This window comes from Parvularcula oceani (assembly GCF_000733125.1).
In the GTDB taxonomy this organism is placed as follows: domain Bacteria; phylum Pseudomonadota; class Alphaproteobacteria; order Caulobacterales; family Parvularculaceae; genus Parvularcula; species Parvularcula oceani.
Window position 1 is genome coordinate 321795 of record NZ_JPHU01000002.1, and the last position, 16346, is coordinate 338140.

Annotated in this window: 16 protein-coding genes; 6 read left to right on the forward strand and 10 right to left on the reverse strand. The window is 66.7% G+C overall.

Annotation, left to right across the window (positions count from 1 at the left end):
• Positions 1-53: 53 nt before the first annotated feature.
• The 6 genes from IE88_RS0103890 to IE88_RS0103915 all read right to left on the reverse strand — a co-directional run bounded on the left by IE88_RS0103890 (position 54) and on the right by IE88_RS0103915 (position 5902).
• On the reverse strand, positions 54-953 hold the full coding sequence (locus IE88_RS0103890; protein ID WP_031550422.1) for a ParB/RepB/Spo0J family partition protein: 900 nt from the start codon (positions 951-953) through the stop codon (positions 54-56).
• Positions 953-1753, reverse strand: coding sequence for a ParA family protein (locus IE88_RS0103895; protein ID WP_031550425.1), 801 nt, complete (start codon positions 1751-1753; stop codon positions 953-955). The genes IE88_RS0103890 and IE88_RS0103895 overlap by 1 nt, the downstream gene beginning before the upstream one ends.
• A complete protein-coding gene (rsmG, locus tag IE88_RS0103900; RefSeq protein WP_031550428.1) occupies positions 1750-2376 on the reverse strand; it encodes a 16S rRNA (guanine(527)-N(7))-methyltransferase RsmG in 627 nt (208 codons plus the stop codon). Before rsmG ends, IE88_RS0103895 begins: the two co-directional genes overlap by 4 nt.
• 1 nt (position 2377) lies before the next feature.
• The gene (mnmG, locus tag IE88_RS0103905; protein ID WP_031550432.1) at positions 2378-4246 is read right to left on the reverse strand and encodes a tRNA uridine-5-carboxymethylaminomethyl(34) synthesis enzyme MnmG; all 1869 of its coding nucleotides are present in this window, start codon (positions 4244-4246) and stop codon (positions 2378-2380) included.
• Positions 4247-4362: 116 nt separating this feature from the next.
• Entirely contained in the window at positions 4363-5658 is a 1296-nt protein-coding gene (gene mnmE / locus IE88_RS0103910) for a tRNA uridine-5-carboxymethylaminomethyl(34) synthesis GTPase MnmE (RefSeq protein WP_031550435.1), read from the reverse strand.
• 7 nt (positions 5659-5665) lie between these two features.
• Positions 5666-5902, reverse strand: a complete 237-nt coding sequence (locus IE88_RS0103915) for a DUF6489 family protein (RefSeq protein WP_031550438.1) — start codon at positions 5900-5902, stop codon at positions 5666-5668.
• A 137-nt stretch (positions 5903-6039) separates the two neighbouring features.
• On the opposite strand from IE88_RS0103915, the gene IE88_RS0103920 reads away from it, so the two are divergent.
• Positions 6040-6888: a glycerophosphodiester phosphodiesterase family protein gene (locus tag IE88_RS0103920; RefSeq protein ID WP_051881473.1), complete on the forward strand. Its 849-nt coding sequence runs from the start codon at positions 6040-6042 to the stop codon at positions 6886-6888.
• Positions 6889-6965: 77 nt separating this feature from the next.
• Here the strand turns inward: IE88_RS0103920 and rho are convergent, their stop codons facing one another.
• The 4 genes from rho to hemE form a co-directional block, all read right to left on the reverse strand.
• Positions 6966-8267 (reverse strand): transcription termination factor Rho, encoded by a 1302-nt coding sequence (rho, locus tag IE88_RS0103925; RefSeq protein WP_031550444.1) that lies wholly within the window; start codon positions 8265-8267, stop codon positions 6966-6968.
• A gap of 158 nt (positions 8268-8425) precedes the next feature.
• A complete protein-coding gene (locus IE88_RS0103930) occupies positions 8426-10876 on the reverse strand; it encodes a DUF3772 domain-containing protein (protein ID WP_031550447.1) in 2451 nt (816 codons plus the stop codon).
• A gap of 59 nt (positions 10877-10935) precedes the next feature.
• Positions 10936-11370, reverse strand: a complete 435-nt coding sequence (gene hemJ, locus IE88_RS0103935; protein WP_031550449.1) for a protoporphyrinogen oxidase HemJ — start codon at positions 11368-11370, stop codon at positions 10936-10938.
• Positions 11371-11379: 9 nt separating this feature from the next.
• A complete protein-coding gene (gene hemE, locus IE88_RS0103940) occupies positions 11380-12411 on the reverse strand; it encodes a uroporphyrinogen decarboxylase (protein ID WP_031550452.1) in 1032 nt (343 codons plus the stop codon).
• A gap of 359 nt (positions 12412-12770) precedes the next feature.
• On the opposite strand from hemE, the gene IE88_RS0103945 reads away from it, so the two are divergent.
• From IE88_RS0103945 to dnaQ, 5 genes are read left to right on the forward strand one after another with little or no spacing between them, the layout of a single operon-like run.
• The gene (locus tag IE88_RS0103945; RefSeq protein WP_031550455.1) at positions 12771-13628 is read left to right on the forward strand and encodes a pyruvate, water dikinase regulatory protein; all 858 of its coding nucleotides are present in this window, start codon (positions 12771-12773) and stop codon (positions 13626-13628) included.
• Positions 13625-14203 carry a Maf family protein gene (locus tag IE88_RS0103950; protein ID WP_031550458.1) on the forward strand — a complete coding sequence of 193 codons (579 nt, stop codon included), beginning with the start codon at positions 13625-13627 and terminating at the stop codon, positions 14201-14203. Before IE88_RS0103945 ends, IE88_RS0103950 begins: the two co-directional genes overlap by 4 nt.
• A complete protein-coding gene (locus IE88_RS0103955) occupies positions 14197-15003 on the forward strand; it encodes a shikimate dehydrogenase family protein (protein WP_031550461.1) in 807 nt (268 codons plus the stop codon). Before IE88_RS0103950 ends, IE88_RS0103955 begins: the two co-directional genes overlap by 7 nt.
• Positions 15000-15626, forward strand: a complete 627-nt coding sequence (gene coaE / locus IE88_RS0103960) for a dephospho-CoA kinase (RefSeq protein WP_031550463.1) — start codon at positions 15000-15002, stop codon at positions 15624-15626. The genes IE88_RS0103955 and coaE overlap by 4 nt, the downstream gene beginning before the upstream one ends.
• Positions 15627-15630: 4 nt before the next feature.
• Positions 15631-16323, forward strand: a complete 693-nt coding sequence (gene dnaQ / locus IE88_RS0103965) for a DNA polymerase III subunit epsilon (protein ID WP_031550466.1) — start codon at positions 15631-15633, stop codon at positions 16321-16323.
• Positions 16324-16346 lie beyond the last annotated feature (23 nt).

Here is a 16346-nt window from a genome sequence, read left to right on the forward strand (position 1 = left end):
AGCGGGCGCCGGCCATACCGGCAGGACCCGATCCCGTTGCCGTCTCGAAAAATTCAGATGGAGGTGCGCATCAGGCGGGCACAGATGTCATCGAGCTCGTCGAGGGTCCGGTAGTCGATACGGACTTCGCCGCCATCCTTGCCTTGGTGGTCGATGGCGACGGTCAGGCCCAATGCCGCTTCGAGATCACGTTCGAGGGCTTTGGTGTCTGCATCCTTCGTGCCCGAAGACGGTCGCCGCGGTGCCTTTTCGGCTACAGCCCCTTCGGATTTCCGTTCCGCCTTGGGTTTGGGAGAAGCCAGGCGTTCGGTTTCGCGGACCGACAGGCCCTTGGAGACGACCCGCCGGGCGAGTGCAGTGGCGTCGGACGCCGTCAGCAGGGCGCGCGCATGCCCCATGGAAAGATCGCCGTCGATGACCAGAGCACGCACATCGGAGGGCAGCTCGGTCAGGCGCAGCATGTTCGCGATATGGCTGCGGCTCTTGCCGACGGATTGCGCGATCTCCTGCGGCTTCCTGCCGAAGACGTCGCGCAGGCGCGCATAGGCATCCGCCTCTTCGATCGGGTTGAGGTCGACCCGCTGCACATTCTCGATCAGGGCGAGTTCGGCGCTGCCATCGGGGCTCGGCTCCCGGATGAGAACCGGAACCTCGTGCAGGCCCGCTTTCTGGGCTGCCCGCCAGCGGCGCTCGCCGGCGATGATGATATGGCCGCCTTCATCGGGGGAAGGCCGGACGAGGATCGGCTGGAGGATGCCCTGCGCGGCGATCGAGTCGGCGAGCGCCTGCAATTCGTCATCGCCGAACTTCTTTCTCGGCTGATCGGGATCGGGCTGCAGGTTCGCGATCGGCAGGAGCGCGACCCCGCCATCGACCCGCCCGCGATCGACTCGCTCCGGCGTCGCCTCCCCGAGTATGGCTTCGAGCCCGCGGCCGAGACCCTTCTTCGCCATCACATCGCCCTTTCGCGTTGAATGACCTCTGAGGCGAGGCGGACATAGGCTTGGCTGCCGGCGCATCGCAGGTCGTAGAGGAGCGCAGGCTTGCCGTGGGACGGCGCCTCCGAGACACGGACGTTCCGCGGTATGGCGGTGCGATAGACCTTGTCTCCCAGATGTCCGCGCACGTCGGCCTCGACCTCCTGGCTGAGATTGTTGCGCCGGTCATACATGGTGAGGATCACGCCTTGCAGTTCGAGGTCGGGATTGATCCGCTCCTTCACCGTCGAGATCGTCCTCATGATCTGGCCCAGCCCTTCGAGCGCGAAGAACTCGCATTGCAGCGGGATGATGACCGCGTTGGCGGCGCCCATGGCGTTGACCGTCAGGAGGCCGAGAGAGGGCGGGCAGTCGATCATCACATAGGTCAGGTCCGGCATCGCCTCGCGATAGGCGCGGATCGCATCGCGCAGGCGGTAGTGCCGATTGGGCACGTCGAGCAGCTCGATCTCCGCACCCGCCAGGTCGACGCCTGCCGGCGCGACCGTCAGGCCGGGTATGGCTGTCGTCATCTCGATTTCGGCGAGGGTGGCATCGCCCTGCATCACGTCATAGGTCGTGGCCTGCCGCGCGGAAGGCGGGACCCCGAGCCCGGTCGAAGCGTTCCCCTGCGGATCGAGGTCCACGACGAGAACGCGTTCTCCGACAGCGGCAAGCGCGGTTCCCAGATTGATGGCGGTGGTCGTCTTCCCGACCCCGCCTTTCTGGTTGGCGACAGCAAGGATGCGGGCATCGCGAATCTTCGAATCGCTCAACGGCGCGGCTCCGGGTTCGAGAGGAGGAGGATCGTAGCCTCCGGGTCGGTATGGCTTTGTACACGCTTCGCGTTCATCGTCCAACGCTTCCTCGCCTCGGCAAGCTCTTCTTCGGAGTTCCGACCCTTTGGCAGGATGAGATGACCGTTGGGCGCGACCCGCGGCACAGCGAGGTCGAGCAGGCGTGGAAGAGCCGTGACAGCCCGGGCGGAGACGATGTCGAACCGGCGATCCAACGCTTCGGCTCTCTGAGCCGTGACGGTGACGTTGGACAAGCCCATCTCTTGCGCAGTCGATGCGAGGAAGGCAGCCTTTTTTCCAACGCTGTCGCAGAGGGTCAGGTGGAGGCCAGGCATTCTGTCCTCTGCCAGAAGAGCGAGAAGCAGGCCTGGAAATCCTGCGCCGGAGCCGATGTCGAGCAGGGTCGAAGCCCCGTTCGGCACATGCTCCCAGAGCTGGAAGCTGTCGGCATAGTGGCGGCCGAACCGTTGCGGCAGAGTGCTGCGGGCGATCAGATTGGTATGGCTCGACGCCTGCAGCAACTGGGCATCGTAAATCTTGAGTCGTTCGGCTTCGGCAGGACTGAGGCCATAGGCGGACGCGACAGTGGAGAGATCGTTCATTTCAGCCCGCAGCTGCCATGCCGTGCCGCCGGAGAGCGACCAGCACCGTCGTGAGAGCGGAGGGCGTCATCCCTTCGAGGCGGCGCGCCTGGCCAAGAGTTTCTGGTTGAGCGGCAGCGAGTCTTTCAGTGACTTCCCGTGAGAGGCCGGGTACGGCGCGGAAGTCGAAATCGGTCGGGATCGAAAGGTTCTCCTGTCTCTTCAGATCCTCGACCTCCTGTTTCTGACGTTCGAGATAGCCGGCATAGAGCGCGTCCGCTTCCAGCCGTTCCGTCAGGACGGCGGGCATGGTGCCGAGCTCGGGCCAGACCCGCTGGAGGCTTTCGACAGTTTCGCTCGGCAAGGCGAGCAGCTCGAGGATGTTCCTGCGACGACCGTCTTGGTTCACCGTGATGCCGTTGTCGTTGGCCTCTTTGGGGGTAAGAGAAGTGGTTCTTGCCCAAGCCAGCGCTTCGTCGACTTGGTCTTGTTTCACGTGGAACGCTGCTTCACGATCGGCGCCGACGCAGCCGGCTTCGATCCCTCGGCCCGTCAGCCGCTCATCGGCATTGTCGGCGCGCAGGCTCAACCGGTACTCGGCCCGCGAAGTAAACATCCGATAGGGCTCGGTGACGCCACGCGTGACAAGGTCATCGATCATCACACCCAGATAGGCCTCGGATCTGTCGATCAGGAATGGCTCTTCCTCGCGGGCAGCTCTTGCAGCATTTACGCCTGCATAGAGGCCTTGCGCCGCGGCTTCTTCATAACCCGTAGTGCCGTTGATCTGGCCGGCCAGGTAGAGCCCGGGAAGCGCCCGCAGCTCGAGCGACCGGCGAAGTGCCCGCGGGTCGATATAGTCATACTCGATGGCATAACCCGGACGCAGAATCTCGACTGATTCCAGGCCGGCGATGGATCGAACGAACGCTTCCTGAACCCTCACAGGTAGCGATGTCGAAATGCCGTTGGGATAGACCGTCGGCACGTCCAGCCCCTCGGGCTCTAGGAAGATCTGGTGGGCCGTCTTGTCTGCGAAGCGGACCACCTTGTCCTCGATTGAGGGACAATAACGCGGCCCCCGCCCCGCTATCGCACCGCTATAGACGGCAGACTGCTCGAGATTCTCCTGAATGAGCTCGTGGGTCCGCTCATTGGTATAGGTGATACCGCACGCGATCTGCGGAACATCGATCCCGGCGGAGAGGAAGGAGAACGGGACAGGCCTCTCGTCCGCCTCCTGCTTTTCGAGACGATCCCAAGCGATGGTGTCACTGTTCAAGCGAGGCGGCGTCCCCGTTTTCAGGCGACCCAGCGGGAGATCGAGCGCTTCCAGCGCTTCCCCGAGCCCATTTGCCGGGGCTTCGCCATCACGACCAGCAGGGATACGTTCTCCGCCGCGGTGGATCACGCCGCGCAGGAAGGTTCCCGTTGTCAGAACCACCCGCTGCGCCCGGATCTCGCTGCCATCCGCGAGCACGACGCCGCGGCAGGCGCCGTTTTCGAGGATCAAATTGTCGACGGCCCCTTCAATGACGGAGAGGCCAGCGGTCGCGCCGATGGCTGCTTGCATGTGGCGCTTGTAGAGGACGCGGTCTGCCTGCGCGCGCGGTCCCCGAACTGCCGGTCCTTTCGACCGGTTGAGGAGGCGAAACTGGATGCCGGACTTGTCAATCACGCGTCCCATCAGTCCGTCGAGTGCGTCGATCTCACGAACGAGATGGCCCTTCCCCAGCCCGCCAATCGCGGGGTTGCAGGACATCTCGCCGATCGTGGCCCTCGAATGCGTGACGAGAGCGGTCTTCGCCCCGCAGCGGGCAGCGGCAGCGGCGGCTTCAACACCGGCATGGCCCCCGCCGATTACGAGGATTTGGAAAGCATCTGTGGTCATGGGCGGCAGATAGCAGGGCCGCGAAAGCAGTGCGAGAGGGTTTCGACTGTTTCACGTGGAACGGGGAGGCGCACATGCCAATCCCTCAAGCACTCCGTTTCACGTGAAACAGCGCCTCATTTCCCGATACAGAAGGACGAGAAGATCTCGCCGAGGACCTCGTCGGGCGCGAGTTGTCCGGTCAACTCATCGAGCTTTCGCAGGACCACCCGGATCTCCTCTCCCAGAAGCTCCGGTGGAAGATGGCCTGAAAGAGCGGGTTCGAGCTCTCGCACGACATATTCGACGAGCGCAACGTGCCGCTCCCGCGTCAGGTCTCCGATCCCGGCACTCCGGAGCACGAGGTTCCGGAGGCGCATCAGGAAGTTCTCCCATCCCTCCCCGGTTCGGACCGACAAGCCCGTCCACCCTTCCGGCGGGCCGCCATTTCGCAGATCGGCCTTGTTGAGAAGCAAGAGATCGGCGCTTCCCCGCTCCGGCATCTGCCCCTCTCCGTCCCAGACGAGGATGCGGATATCGGCCTGGGCAACAGCCCGGCGGGCGCGCCGCATTCCCTCTCGCTCGATCTCGTCCTCCGTATCTTCACGCAGCCCGGCGGTATCGAGCAGCGTCACCAGCTGGCCGCCGATGTCTGCGCGGATCTCCAGAACATCCCGCGTGGTGCCGGCGCGGTCGGAGACGATGGCCCGCTCCTCCCCCGCGATCCGGTTGAGGAGGCTCGATTTTCCGACATTTGGCGGGCCCGAGATCGCGACTGTCAGACCTTCCCGAACCGTCCGCGCGCCCGCCGCCTTGCCGAGGGCCTGCCGCATATCCGCGAGCATTTCGATGAGCGGCTGGATGGCAGCGGTCTCGATCGCCGCCGGAACGTCTTCTTCGTCAGGAAAATCGACGCCGGCTTCGATGGCAGCCAGCGCCGTGAGCAGGAGCCTGCGCCACTCCCCTGCCCTCTCCGACAGGCGGCCGCCCAACTGGCCGAGCGCCTGCCTCCGCTGCGCTTCGGTCTCGGCATCGAGGAGGTCGGCCAGCGCCTCCGCCTGGGTCAGGTCGAGTTTCCCGGCTTCGAAAGCCCGCATCGTGAATTCGCCGGCCGCGGCGGGTTGGAGGCCGAAAGCGACCAAGGCATCCATCAAAGCGCGCTCGACCGCAGGAGACCCGTGAAGCTGGAGCTCGGCGACGTCTTCACCAGTGAAGCTGTCGGGGCCGGGGAACCAAAGCGTCAGCCCCTGGTCGAGCAGGCTTCCATCCTGCAGGCGAATGCTTCGAAGATGGGCCTTCCGAGGCTCGCCGCGCTTGCCGCAGAATGCTTCGAGCGCCTCTCCTGCGCGGGGGCCGCTGATGCGGAAGACCGAGACGCCGGCCCTGCCGCTGCCCGAGGATTTGGCGAAGATCGTCGCTCTCGCATCGAACACGTGGACGCTATTCCTTGGCGCGGGCTGCGCTTTTCAGAATAGCCTGGAAGGCTTCCATGCTGCCCGTGCCCGCGGACATGGCGCGCTCCCAGAAGATCTTGGGATCCGCCAGGGTGTCGATGTTCTCCCGGGTCCGCCGCTCGAGTTCCTCCGTGATCAGATCATTCACGGTCTGCACATCCGGCAGCCCGAGCAGCGTCCGCGCCTCGGCCGGGGTGCACTCGATATCGAACGTGATCTTCATGGGGCGACCTTTCCGCGAGATGAGAGGCAGGGCAGAAGAGGGTTATGACAAGGACGCGAAAAGGAGCAAGCGTGAGACGGGAACTGCTGGCATCGGCACTGCTTTTGTGTTCCTGCGCGCCCGGCGATGCAGGCGGTATGAGAACGGATCAGGCGAGCCTCTCCGCCTATTTCGACTGCATCGACGAGGAAGGCTTAACTCTCGTCGCCGCCCACCGGGGAACGGATGGACGCGCTGCCGAGAACGCCCTCTCATCGATCCGGTCCGTGACCGCCCGAACGGCGGGCCTGGTGGAAGTCGACGTCGCGGCCAGCGCGGACGGAGTCCTGTTCCTGCATCATGACGATACGCTGGACCGGAGCACCACCGGCACGGGGCCTGCGGACATCCCCTGGTCGGAGCTTCGCGAGCTGTCGCTCCGCGACGCGGCCGGGCGGGTGACCGCAGAGCCGGTCACCTCTCTTGCAGCGCTTCTGGACTGGGTTCGGGACGAGCCGGTCATCGTCGAGCTCGATCTCAAGCCGTCAGCGCGCTATGCCGATGTCGCCGCGCTCCTCGAGGAAAAGGGAGTCGAGGACAAGGTCGTGATCATCGCCTACACCCAGGCGCAGGCGCGGGCGATCGCCGATGCCTTTCCCGAAGCGGTCATCTCTGCCGGCGTTGACGCCCTTTCGGACCTCGACGCCTTGATGGCCGCCGGTATTCCCGCCTCGAGGCTCCTTGCATGGACGGGGACGGAAACGCCGGATCCCGATCTCTACGAGGCGCTCGATGCGCGCGGCATCGAGGTGATCTTCGGCACGCTGGGCGGCCGGGAGTCCTGGGACGCCAGGATCGCCCGTTCCGGAAGCGAGGAGGCCTATGTGAGGCTGGCCGAACAGGGTGTCGATATTTTGGCGACGGACCGTCCGCTCGAGGCGCATCGCATTCTTGCAGAGACGGGCCGGGCCGATGCCGCACGGACCTGCCGCGCTTTTCTGCCCTGACATGAAAAAGGGCGGCCCGGGAGCCGCCCTCTGCCGCACTTTTCAGTCGCCTCGCGGAAAACCGCCGCAGCGCCGGGTCAGGTGTTCATCGAGTCGAAGAAGTCCTTGTTGGTCCGGGTCTGGCGCAGCTTGTCCAGAAGGAATTCGACGGAGTCCTGCGCGTTCATCGGCGAGAGGATGCGGCGCAGGACATACATCTTGGCGAGCTCGCCCTTGTCGACGAGGCGATCCTCGTTCCGGGTTCCGGACTTGCCGACATCCATGGCCGGGAAGATCCGCTTGTCGGCGACCTTGCGGTCGAGCACGATTTCCGAGTTGCCGGTGCCCTTGAACTCCTCGAACACCACCTCGTCCATGCGCGAGCCGGTATCGATGAGAGCCGTCGCGATGATGGTCAGCGAACCGCCCTCCTCGATGTTCCGCGCGGCGCCGAAGAAGCGCTTGGGCCGTTGCAGGGCATTGGCGTCGACGCCGCCCGTCAGCACCTTGCCCGAAGACGGCACGGTCGCGTTATAGGCGCGGCCGAGGCGGGTGATCGAGTCAAGGAGGATGACCACGTCGCGTCCGTGCTCGACCAGGCGCTTGGCCTTCTCGATCACCATCTCGGAGACCTGAACGTGGCGGGTGGCCGGCTCGTCGAAGGTCGAGGAGACGACTTCGCCGTTCACCGAGCGCTGCATGTCGGTCACCTCTTCGGGCCGCTCGTCGATGAGCAGCACGATGAGATAGCATTCGGGATGGTTCGTCGTGATCGCGTGGGCGATGTTCTGGAGGAGGACCGTCTTGCCGGTCCGCGGCGGCGCCACGATCAGCGAGCGCTGCCCCTTGCCGATCGGCGCGACGATGTCGATCACGCGGGTCGACAGGTCCTTGTTCGGCTCCTTCTTGACCCGGCCCATATCGTCGCGCTCGAGCTTCTCCTCGGGCACGACCGTCTCCATCTTGAGGCGTTCGTCAGGGTACAGAGGGGTCAGGTTGTCGAAGTGGACCTTGAGGCGCGCCTTCTCGGGCTCCTCGAAATTGATCGTGTCGAGCTTGGTCAGCGCGAAATAGCGCTCTTCCTGCTTGGGGCTGCGGATTTCGCCCGAAACCGTATCGCCGGTCTTGAGCGTGTATTTCCGGATCATCTGCGGGCTGACATAGATGTCGTCGGGACCCGCGAGATAGTTGGCGTCGGCAGAGCGCAGGAAGCCGAAGCCGTCGGGCAGGATCTCGAGCACGCCCGAGCCCATGATCTCGACGTCCTCTTCGGCGAGCTCGCGCAGCGTCGCGAAGAGAAGGTCCTGCTTGCGCAGGGCGGAGGCGTTGTCGACGCCGACTTCCTCGGCGAAGGAGACGAGCTCTTGCGGCGTCTTTTCCTTCAGCTCGTCGAGCGTCATGCGGTCGGGCAGCATGGCAGACATCCTGGCAGGTCGCGCGCGAAGGCAGAAAAGCGGCGCGGCGTGAAAATGGGGGAAGCGCATGGGCGGACGCCCGGCGCTGCTCCCTTACGTAAGCCCGCCCCCTGCCCGCGTCAATCGGAGAGGATGCGCCGCCTTCACTCCGCCGCCGCCGCGGCGGGGCCGTGCCCGGATTGCAGGACGTGATCGGGCAGGTCCCGCAGATGCAGGTCCCGCTGCGGGAAGGGGATCTCGATGCCTTCCTCGGCGAAGCGGGCATGGATCGCGATGCGCAGGCGCGTGCGGACCTTCAGCGTGTCCGAGACATCCCTGATATAGGTCCGCAGCGTGAAATCGAGGCTCGATGCGCCGAAATCCTCGAAGACGACCAGCGGCGCGGGATCGGACAAAACGTCCGGGCTGCGCAACGCCACATCCTCCAGGACGCGCACCACCTGAGCGGCATCCGAGCTGTAGGCGGCGCCCACCGCGATGACGAGCCGGCCCATGCGGTCCTTGTGGGTCCAGTTCGTCACGGCGCCCGAGATGAGCTCGGAGTTCGGGACGATGACCGAGGAGCGGTCGAACGTCTCGATCTCGGTCGAGCGGACGGAGATGCGCTTGACGATCCCCTCTCCCGAATTGGTCACGATCCAGTCGCCGACCTTGATCGGCCGTTCGAAGAGCAGGATCAGCCCGGAGACGAAATTGTTGACGATGGATTGCAGGCCGAAACCGATACCGACCGACAGCGCGCCGGCGATGATGGCGAGATTGCCGAGATCGAAGCCCAGCGTGCCCACCCCCGCGGCGAAGGCGATGATCAGCCCGACATAGCCGATCAGCGTCCGCAGGGAGTTCTGCACCCCCGCATCGAGCCGCGAGCGGGGAAAGACGCGCGTATCGGTCGCCCGCTGGACGGTCCGGGTGAGCCAGAGCAGCCCGAAGAAGACGGTGATCCCGGCGAGGATCTTGGCGACCGAAATCCTGACCGCCCCGACCTCGAAGCCGAAAAAGGCATCGGACAGCCAGCCGCGCACATCGGCCGGTTCCGCGCCGAGGATCAGGAGCGCGGGCGGGATGAAGACGATCAGGGCGAGGAGGTCGATCCCGATCCCGATCCACGAATAGAGCACACGCTCCTCTCGATCGGCCGTCACCTGCGCCTCGGAGGAGAAGCGCCGGTCGAACAGGCGCACGGCTTCGCGCATCAGGGCGCGCAGGGCCCAGACAAGGCCGAACAGCGCCAGAAGGGCGAAGCTGCGCGTCACGAGATAATGCCCGAGACTGACGAAGCCGAGGATCGCCGCGCCTGCGGCCAGGATCGAGATGATCTGGCCTGCCCGGCGGATCTGGGTCCAGCCTGACCGCTCGACCCTCAGCCCGATCGCCCGCGGCGCCGGAACGGTGACGGCGGGTGCCTCCGGCGCGCCCGGCGGCGCGTCGCCCTCGGTCAGCGCCTCGGGCTCGGCGGGAAGGGTCGGCTCGTCGCTTCCGCGCCGCCACATCCCGTCGCGGCAGAGCAGGAAGAGGAGAACGGCCAGCGTGATCGCGACGAGGCCCTCCTGCACCAGCGCCAGCGCCGCGGAATCGGCGAAGACCTCCGCCCCCATGCGCAGGACGAGGTCGCCGGCCAGGACGATCGCCGCGGACAGGATGACGCTGCGCACGGCGAGAACGCCGCGATTGGACAGCGGCGCCACGCGCCAGGCGGGCAGGCGCGGCGCGAAGACGGCATTCACCGCGCCGTCGGCGAAGAGCAGGGTGAGGAAGCCGACCCAGATCGCGCGCGCGAAGGCCTCGCCCCCGGGCGGGATCGCCCCGTTCAGGCGCAGCGCCTCATAGACGAAGAAGCCGCCCAGCAGGCCCGGAACGGTGCGGGCCAGCGTGCGGACGGTCGCCACCAGCACACGTCGCGAGGGCAAGGGTTCGAGATTCGCGATCCGCCGCTTGATCGCATTGTTGATCCAGCTCCGGATCGGCAGGAACAGGGCCACGGCCAGGGCGATGGCGACCACGATCGACAGGATCGCGTCGTTGAGGGCGCCCGCCGCCTGCTTTTCCGCGATCCAGGTGCCGAAGGCGTCCCGCGCGGCGTCGGTGCCGGCCAGAAGCGTGTCCGCGGCCGGACCCAGCACCCGCGGATCGACCGGTGACGGACCCCGCCGGAGCAGCGCGCCGGTAAAGGCTTCCCTGCGGCGTTCGGCGATCTCGTCGACGAGGCGTCCTGCGAGGGCGCTGTTCAGCTCCGCCTGGCGCAGGGCGGCATTCACGCGGCCGATCGAGGCTTCGATCTCGGAGCGGCGCTGTGCGATGGCGCTGTCTTCTGCCGGGGCGCCCTCTTCGGGCTCGGGGCCCAGCCGCTCGAGATCGTCCCGCAGCGTTTCCAGCTGCGCCTGAAGGGGAGCAGCGGCGAGCTCGACCTCCCGCCGCAGCGTGCGCAGCTCCTCCTGCCAGTCGACCAGAGCCTGGTCGGGCAGGTCTTCGGCCTGGTCGAGGGACCGCTCGATCTGGGCGATCCGGGCGCGCCGGTCCTCGGCCCCGTCCTGCGCCAGCGCCCCGGTCAGGACCGCGAGGAGAAGAGCGAGGCAGCAAGAAGCGAAGCGCATGGGGGGAGCCGGAGTTGCGATCCCCCGCTCGTCTCACATCCGGGCTGCGCGGAGCAACATCACCCGGCCATGGGTTTGAGGAGGACGAGGAACACGATCCCGATCAGCAGGACGAAGGGCACCTCGTTCATCAGCCGCCAGAAGCGCTCGGTCCGCGGCCGCTCGCCCCGCTCGAACGTCTTGCGGCTGGCCGCGTAGAAGCCGTGCACGCCGCTCAGGATCACGACGAGCAGGATCTTGATGTGCAGCCAGCCATCATCGAGCCAGCCCGGCGCCAGCGCGACGAGCGCGATCCCGAATATCCAGGTGGCGATCATTGCGGGCGTCATGATGCCCTTGAGGAGGCGGCGCTCCATCACGGTGAAGAAGCGCTCGGCCTCCCCGCCGGCTTCGGCCTGGGAGTGATAGACGAAGAGGCGCGGCAGATAGAGCATGGCCGCCATCCAGGCGATGACGCTGAGGATGTGGAGGGCCTGGACAGAGAGATAGAGCATGTCTCCGCCCTAGCGTCCCCGGACGTGCCGGACCAGAGCGGCGACGTTTTCGGGCGGGGTCTGCGGCGTGAAGCCGTGCCCGAGATTGAAGATGTAGGGCGCGCCCGCAAAGGCTTCGAGCAGCCTGTCGGCCGCCGCGAACATCGCGTCGCCGCCCCGCACGACCAGCAGCGGGTCGAGACCCCCCTGCACCACCGCATGGGGCGAAAGACGCTCCCGCGCCCAGGCCGGCGGGATCTCCGTTCCGATCGACACGCCGTCGAAGGCGTCCGAGCGCGCCACCGCCTCGTAGAGCGGTCCCGCCCCTTTCGGAAAGGTGATGACCGGCACGTCCGACCGCGCCTTGACCCGCCGCGCGATCTCCTCGGCCGGCTTCAGGCAGTAGCGCTCGAAGAAGGGCTCGGGCAGGCCGCTCGCCCAGCTGTCGAAGATCTGCAGCGCATCGGCGCCCGCCTCCACCTGGCGGATCAGGTAGTCCGCGGTCGCCTCGGTCAGCATGGCGATCAGCCGGTCGAAACTCTCGGGATGCTCATAGGCGTAGAGGCGAAGGGCGGAAGGGTCCTTCACCCCCCTGCCCGCCAGCATGTAGGTCGCCACGGTCCAGGGGGCGCCGGCGAAGCCGATCAGCGCCTTGTCCTCGGGCAGCGCCTCGCGCACGCGCCGGACGGTCTCGTAGACCGGCCCGAGAGTGTCGTGGATCGCGGAAAGAGACAGCCGCGACAGGAGGGCCTCGTCGAAGAGCGGCTCCAGCCGCGGACCTTCCCCCTTCACGAAGCGCACGCCCTGCCCCAGCGCCTGCGAGATCAGGAGGATATCGGCGAAGAGGATGGCCGCATCGAGATCGTAGCGCCGGATCGGCTGCAGAGTGACTTCCGCCGCGAGTTCGGGCGTATAGCAGAGATCGAGGAAGCTTCCCGCCTCCGCCCGCGTCTTCAGGTATTCCGGCAGGTAGCGCCCGGCCTGCCGCATGAACCACATGGGCGGAGGAGTTTCCGCTTCGCCTGAAAGGGTGTCGAGGAACCGCCCGCGCCGCTGCGCCATCCCAAAATCCTAATAAAACCTAAACGAGTCCGAGTCCTAGGCCGGGGGGGAGTGTGGGAAACCACCGGGGCTTCGCGCCGTCCCCCGCCGGTCCGGAACAAGTCCCCATATCCCCAGCTTTCGGGAAAAGCGAGCCGAAGGCCGGTCATACCTGGTCCTGCCGATCGGATCACGGACGCGTGAACGGGCTTTCCCACAGCCTGGGGAGAGCGCGATGGCCGTTAACCTCTTGGTAACATTTTGCAGATCGGCACTGTGCAGCCGCGGCGCAGACTGCGCGGAAGAGTGCCGCTGGCCCTTCGCCCTTCCGTTCTCTCCCCGATCGGTGAATAAGTCCTTAACGGCAAGGAAGGCTTCGCATGTCCGCAACCGCGATGCCGGCGTCCCCGCGCCTGGCGACCTGGTTTCACGTTCATCTCGTCTCGGATTCGACCGGCGAGACTCTGAACACGCTTCTCAAGGCGACGGCCGCCCGCTTCGAGACGGCCAAGCCGCTCGAACATGTCGCGAGCCTGGTGCGCAGCCATGTCCAGCTCGACAAGGTGCTGGCCCGTATCGAGCAGGCGCCGGGCCTCGTCATGTACACAATCGTCGATGCGGGCATGCGCCGCCGCCTCGAGGTGAAATGCGCGGAACTCCAGGTGCCGGCGATCTCCGTGCTCGATCCCCTGCTCAACGCCTTCGCGGACTATCTGGGGCTCGAACAGACCATGCGCGCGGGCGGGCAATACGAGCTCGACGAGGACTATTTCCGGCGGATCGCCGCCATCGACTACACGCTGGCCCATGATGACGGGCAGATGACCTGGGATCTCGAAAGCGCGGAGGTCGTGCTGGTCGGCGTCAGCCGGACCTCGAAGACGCCGACCTGCATGTATCTCGCGAACAGAGGCATCAAGGCGGCGAACGTGCCGCTCGTGCCGACTTCCGATCCGCCGCCCGAGCTGCCCGGCCTGCGCAAGCCGCTGGTCGTCGGCCTGACCGCCAGCCCAGACCGCCTCTCCTCGATCCGCGCGAGCCGCATGACCAATCTCGCCGCGACCCAGGACGTCGAAAGCTATACCGAGCAATCCGCAGTGCGCGCCGAGGTGCAGAAGGCGAAGCGCTACTTCGCCTCCAACCAGTGGCCGGTGATCGACGTTACCCGCCGCTCCGTCGAGGAGACGGCGGCCAAGATCCTCACTCTGCTCTCGGCCCGGCGCGGGGGGGCGGAATGACCCTCATCCTCGCCTCCCGCAGCGCCTCCCGCCGGACGCTTCTCCGCGAAGCGGGCATTTCCTTCGAGGCCCGTGCCGCGGATGTCGACGAGGCAGCCACGAAAGCGCGGCATGACGGCGATCCTGCCAGCCTCGCCCTGCGCCTCGCCGAGGAAAAGGCGCTGTCCCTCGATGTTCCCGGCGCGCTGATCATCGGCGGCGATCAGGTCCTGGAATTCGAGGGCCGGGCCTATGACAAGCCCCGCAGCGGCGAAGAAGCGATCCGGCGCCTCGTCATGATGGGCGGCCACACGCACTACCTGCGCTCGGGCCTCGTCCTCGCGCAGGACGGACAGATCGTCTGGCGCCATGCCGGTTCGGCGGCGATGACAATGCGCCCGCTGACCCAAAGCGAGGCCACCGCCTATCTGGATGCCGCGGGCGAGGGCGTGCTCGCCACGGTCGGCGCCTATGAGCTCGAAGGCTTGGGCGCCCGCCTCTTCGAGCGGGTCGAGGGAGACTATTTCACCATACTCGGCCTCGCCCTCCTCCCATTGCTCGAGGAGCTCCGCCGGCGGGACGCGTTGCCATGGTGATCCGCGCCGGCGTCGTCGGGCACCCCGTCGCGCATAGCCTTTCGCCGCGGCTTCATACCCGGTGGCTCGAAAACTACGGCATTGACGGCCGCTACGAAGCGATCGACGCGCCGCCGGATGGTTTCGTGGCGACGATCGCGCGGCTGCGCAAGCAGGGCTATGGGGGGGTCAACGTCACCCTACCCTTCAAGACCGAGGCGCTGCTCTTCGCGACCGAGGCGACGCCTCTGGCGCGCCGTCTCGGCGCGGCCAACACGCTGACCTTCACGGAAGGAGGCGTGCATGCCGACAATACCGACGCGCCCGGATTCGCCGCAGCGCTGCGGCCATACCTGACCGGCCGGTACGGAGAGGCGCTGGTCCTGGGGGCAGGGGGCGTGGCACCGGCCATTCTCGCAGCACTTTCCGACCTGGGAGTTCGAAAAGTGCGGCTCGCAAATCGGACACGGGAAAGCGCCGAAGCGCTGGCCGAGCGCTTCGGCGCCGAAGTGGTGGATTGGGAATGCCGCAACGACGCGGCCGTCACCGATCTCTTGATCAACACGACGGCGCTGGGCCTGCCGGGCAAGCCCCCGCTCGAAATCGATCTGGGCGGCCTGCCCCCGCATGCGGTGGTGGCCGATGCCGTCTATTCTCCCGCGGGAACCGGCCTGACCCGCGCGGCCCGCGAACGGGGCCTGGCCGCGATGGATGGCCTGCCCATGCTGGTGCACCAGGCCATACCGGGCTTTTCGCGCTGGTTCGGCGTCACGCCGGGCGACCCCGAGGCCGCCGAAGCCTTTCTGCGGGAGGCGGCATGATCACGATCGGCCTCACAGGCTCCATCGGCATGGGAAAATCGACGACCCTCCGCCTGTTCGCCGAGGAAGGCTGCGCGGTCTGGGACGCCGATGCGGCGGTCCACCGCCTCTATGCGCCCAAGGGCGAGGGCGCCGCCGCCATCGCAGGCGCGTTTGCGGGCGTCCTCACCCCGGAAGGGGGCGTCGACCGCGACGCCTTGGGACGGCACGTCCTGTCCGATCCGGCCGCGCTGGCCCGGCTCGAGGCCCTGATCCACCCGCTGGTGCAGGAGGATCGCGAGAGCTTCCTCGTTCGGGCGAGGCGGGAGGGCTTCGCCATCGCCGTCTGCGACATCCCGCTCCTGTTCGAGACCGAGGCGGATGACGCGTTCGACGTCGTCGTCGTGGTCACGGCGGAGGAGGGGGTCCGGCGGCGCCGCGTTCTCGATCGACAGGGCATGACCGAGGCCAAGCTCGAAGCCATACTCGCGCGCCAGACGCCCGAAGCCGAGCGGGCGGGGCGGGCCGATTATGTCATCAGGACCGATGAAGGCCTGCCGGCTGCGCGCCGGGCGGTGCGCGCGATCCTCGCAGCGCTTGAGGAGAACTCGTCTTCCGCCGGGCGGCGAGGCGCACCACAATAGCGCCATGCGACACGTCATCTTCGATACCGAGACCACCGGCCTTTCCCCCCGCGAAGGACATCGCCTCGTCGAGATCGGGGCGGTGGAGATGGCCGGCGGCAGCCTCACCGGCCGCACCTTCCACGTCTATATCGATCCCGAGCGCGACATGCCCGAAGAGGCCTATCGCGTGCACAAGATCTCCGAGGAGATGCTGCGCGGGAAGCCGAAATTCGCCGATCCGGAAGTGGGGCAGGCCTTCTGCGATTTCGTCGGCGATGCGACTCTCGTCGCGCATAACGCGCCTTTCGATGTCGGCTTCCTCGCCCATGAGCTCCGGCTCGCGGGGCTGCCCACCTTCAAATGCGACGTAATCGACACCGTGCAGATCGCCCGGCGCAAGTTTCCGGGCTCTCCGGTCTCGCTCGATGCGCTGTGCTCGCGGTTCAAGATCGACACGAGCCAGCGGGAGCGGGAAGGGCACGGCGCCCTTCTCGACGCGCGGCTGCTCGCCGAGGTCTGGATCGAACTGACAGGCGGCGCGCAGGGCGGCTTTACGCTGACCGCCCGGCAGGACGAGGACGCGGAGGGCGAGCCCGGCATGATGCTGGAGACCCCGCGCCGCGACGGCCCGAGGCCCGTCCTCCTCACCGAGGAGGAGCGCGCCGCCCATGCGGCCTTCGTGACCGAAATGGCCGAACCCGTCTGGCAGCGCTGATCCGCCGCGTCACGCCCTTGTGA

What these genes read in the sequence shown, in the direction of transcription:
- rho (WP_031550444.1), bottom strand. Translation starts at nt 8,267, where the DNA reads ATGACGCTCGACGAGCTGAAGGAAAAGACGCCGCAAGAGCTCGTCTCC.
- dnaQ (WP_031550466.1), top strand. Translation starts at nt 15,631, where the DNA reads ATGCGACACGTCATCTTCGATACCGAGACCACCGGCCTTTCCCCCCGC.
- mnmG (WP_031550432.1), bottom strand. Translation starts at nt 4,246, where the DNA reads ATGACCACAGATGCTTTCCAAATCCTCGTAATCGGCGGGGGCCATGCC.
- IE88_RS0103945 (WP_031550455.1), top strand. Translation starts at nt 12,771, where the DNA reads ATGTCCGCAACCGCGATGCCGGCGTCCCCGCGCCTGGCGACCTGGTTT.
- IE88_RS0103890 (WP_031550422.1), bottom strand. Translation starts at nt 953, where the DNA reads ATGGCGAAGAAGGGTCTCGGCCGCGGGCTCGAAGCCATACTCGGGGAG.
- IE88_RS0103950 (WP_031550458.1), top strand. Translation starts at nt 13,625, where the DNA reads ATGACCCTCATCCTCGCCTCCCGCAGCGCCTCCCGCCGGACGCTTCTC.
- IE88_RS0103920 (WP_051881473.1), top strand. Translation starts at nt 6,040, where the DNA reads ATGAGAACGGATCAGGCGAGCCTCTCCGCCTATTTCGACTGCATCGAC.
- IE88_RS0103955 (WP_031550461.1), top strand. Translation starts at nt 14,197, where the DNA reads ATGGTGATCCGCGCCGGCGTCGTCGGGCACCCCGTCGCGCATAGCCTT.
- hemJ (WP_031550449.1), bottom strand. Translation starts at nt 11,370, where the DNA reads ATGCTCTATCTCTCTGTCCAGGCCCTCCACATCCTCAGCGTCATCGCC.
- IE88_RS0103930 (WP_031550447.1), bottom strand. Translation starts at nt 10,876, where the DNA reads ATGCGCTTCGCTTCTTGCTGCCTCGCTCTTCTCCTCGCGGTCCTGACC.
- rsmG (WP_031550428.1), bottom strand. Translation starts at nt 2,376, where the DNA reads ATGAACGATCTCTCCACTGTCGCGTCCGCCTATGGCCTCAGTCCTGCC.
- coaE (WP_031550463.1), top strand. Translation starts at nt 15,000, where the DNA reads ATGATCACGATCGGCCTCACAGGCTCCATCGGCATGGGAAAATCGACG.
- hemE (WP_031550452.1), bottom strand. Translation starts at nt 12,411, where the DNA reads ATGGCGCAGCGGCGCGGGCGGTTCCTCGACACCCTTTCAGGCGAAGCG.
- IE88_RS0103915 (WP_031550438.1), bottom strand. Translation starts at nt 5,902, where the DNA reads ATGAAGATCACGTTCGATATCGAGTGCACCCCGGCCGAGGCGCGGACG.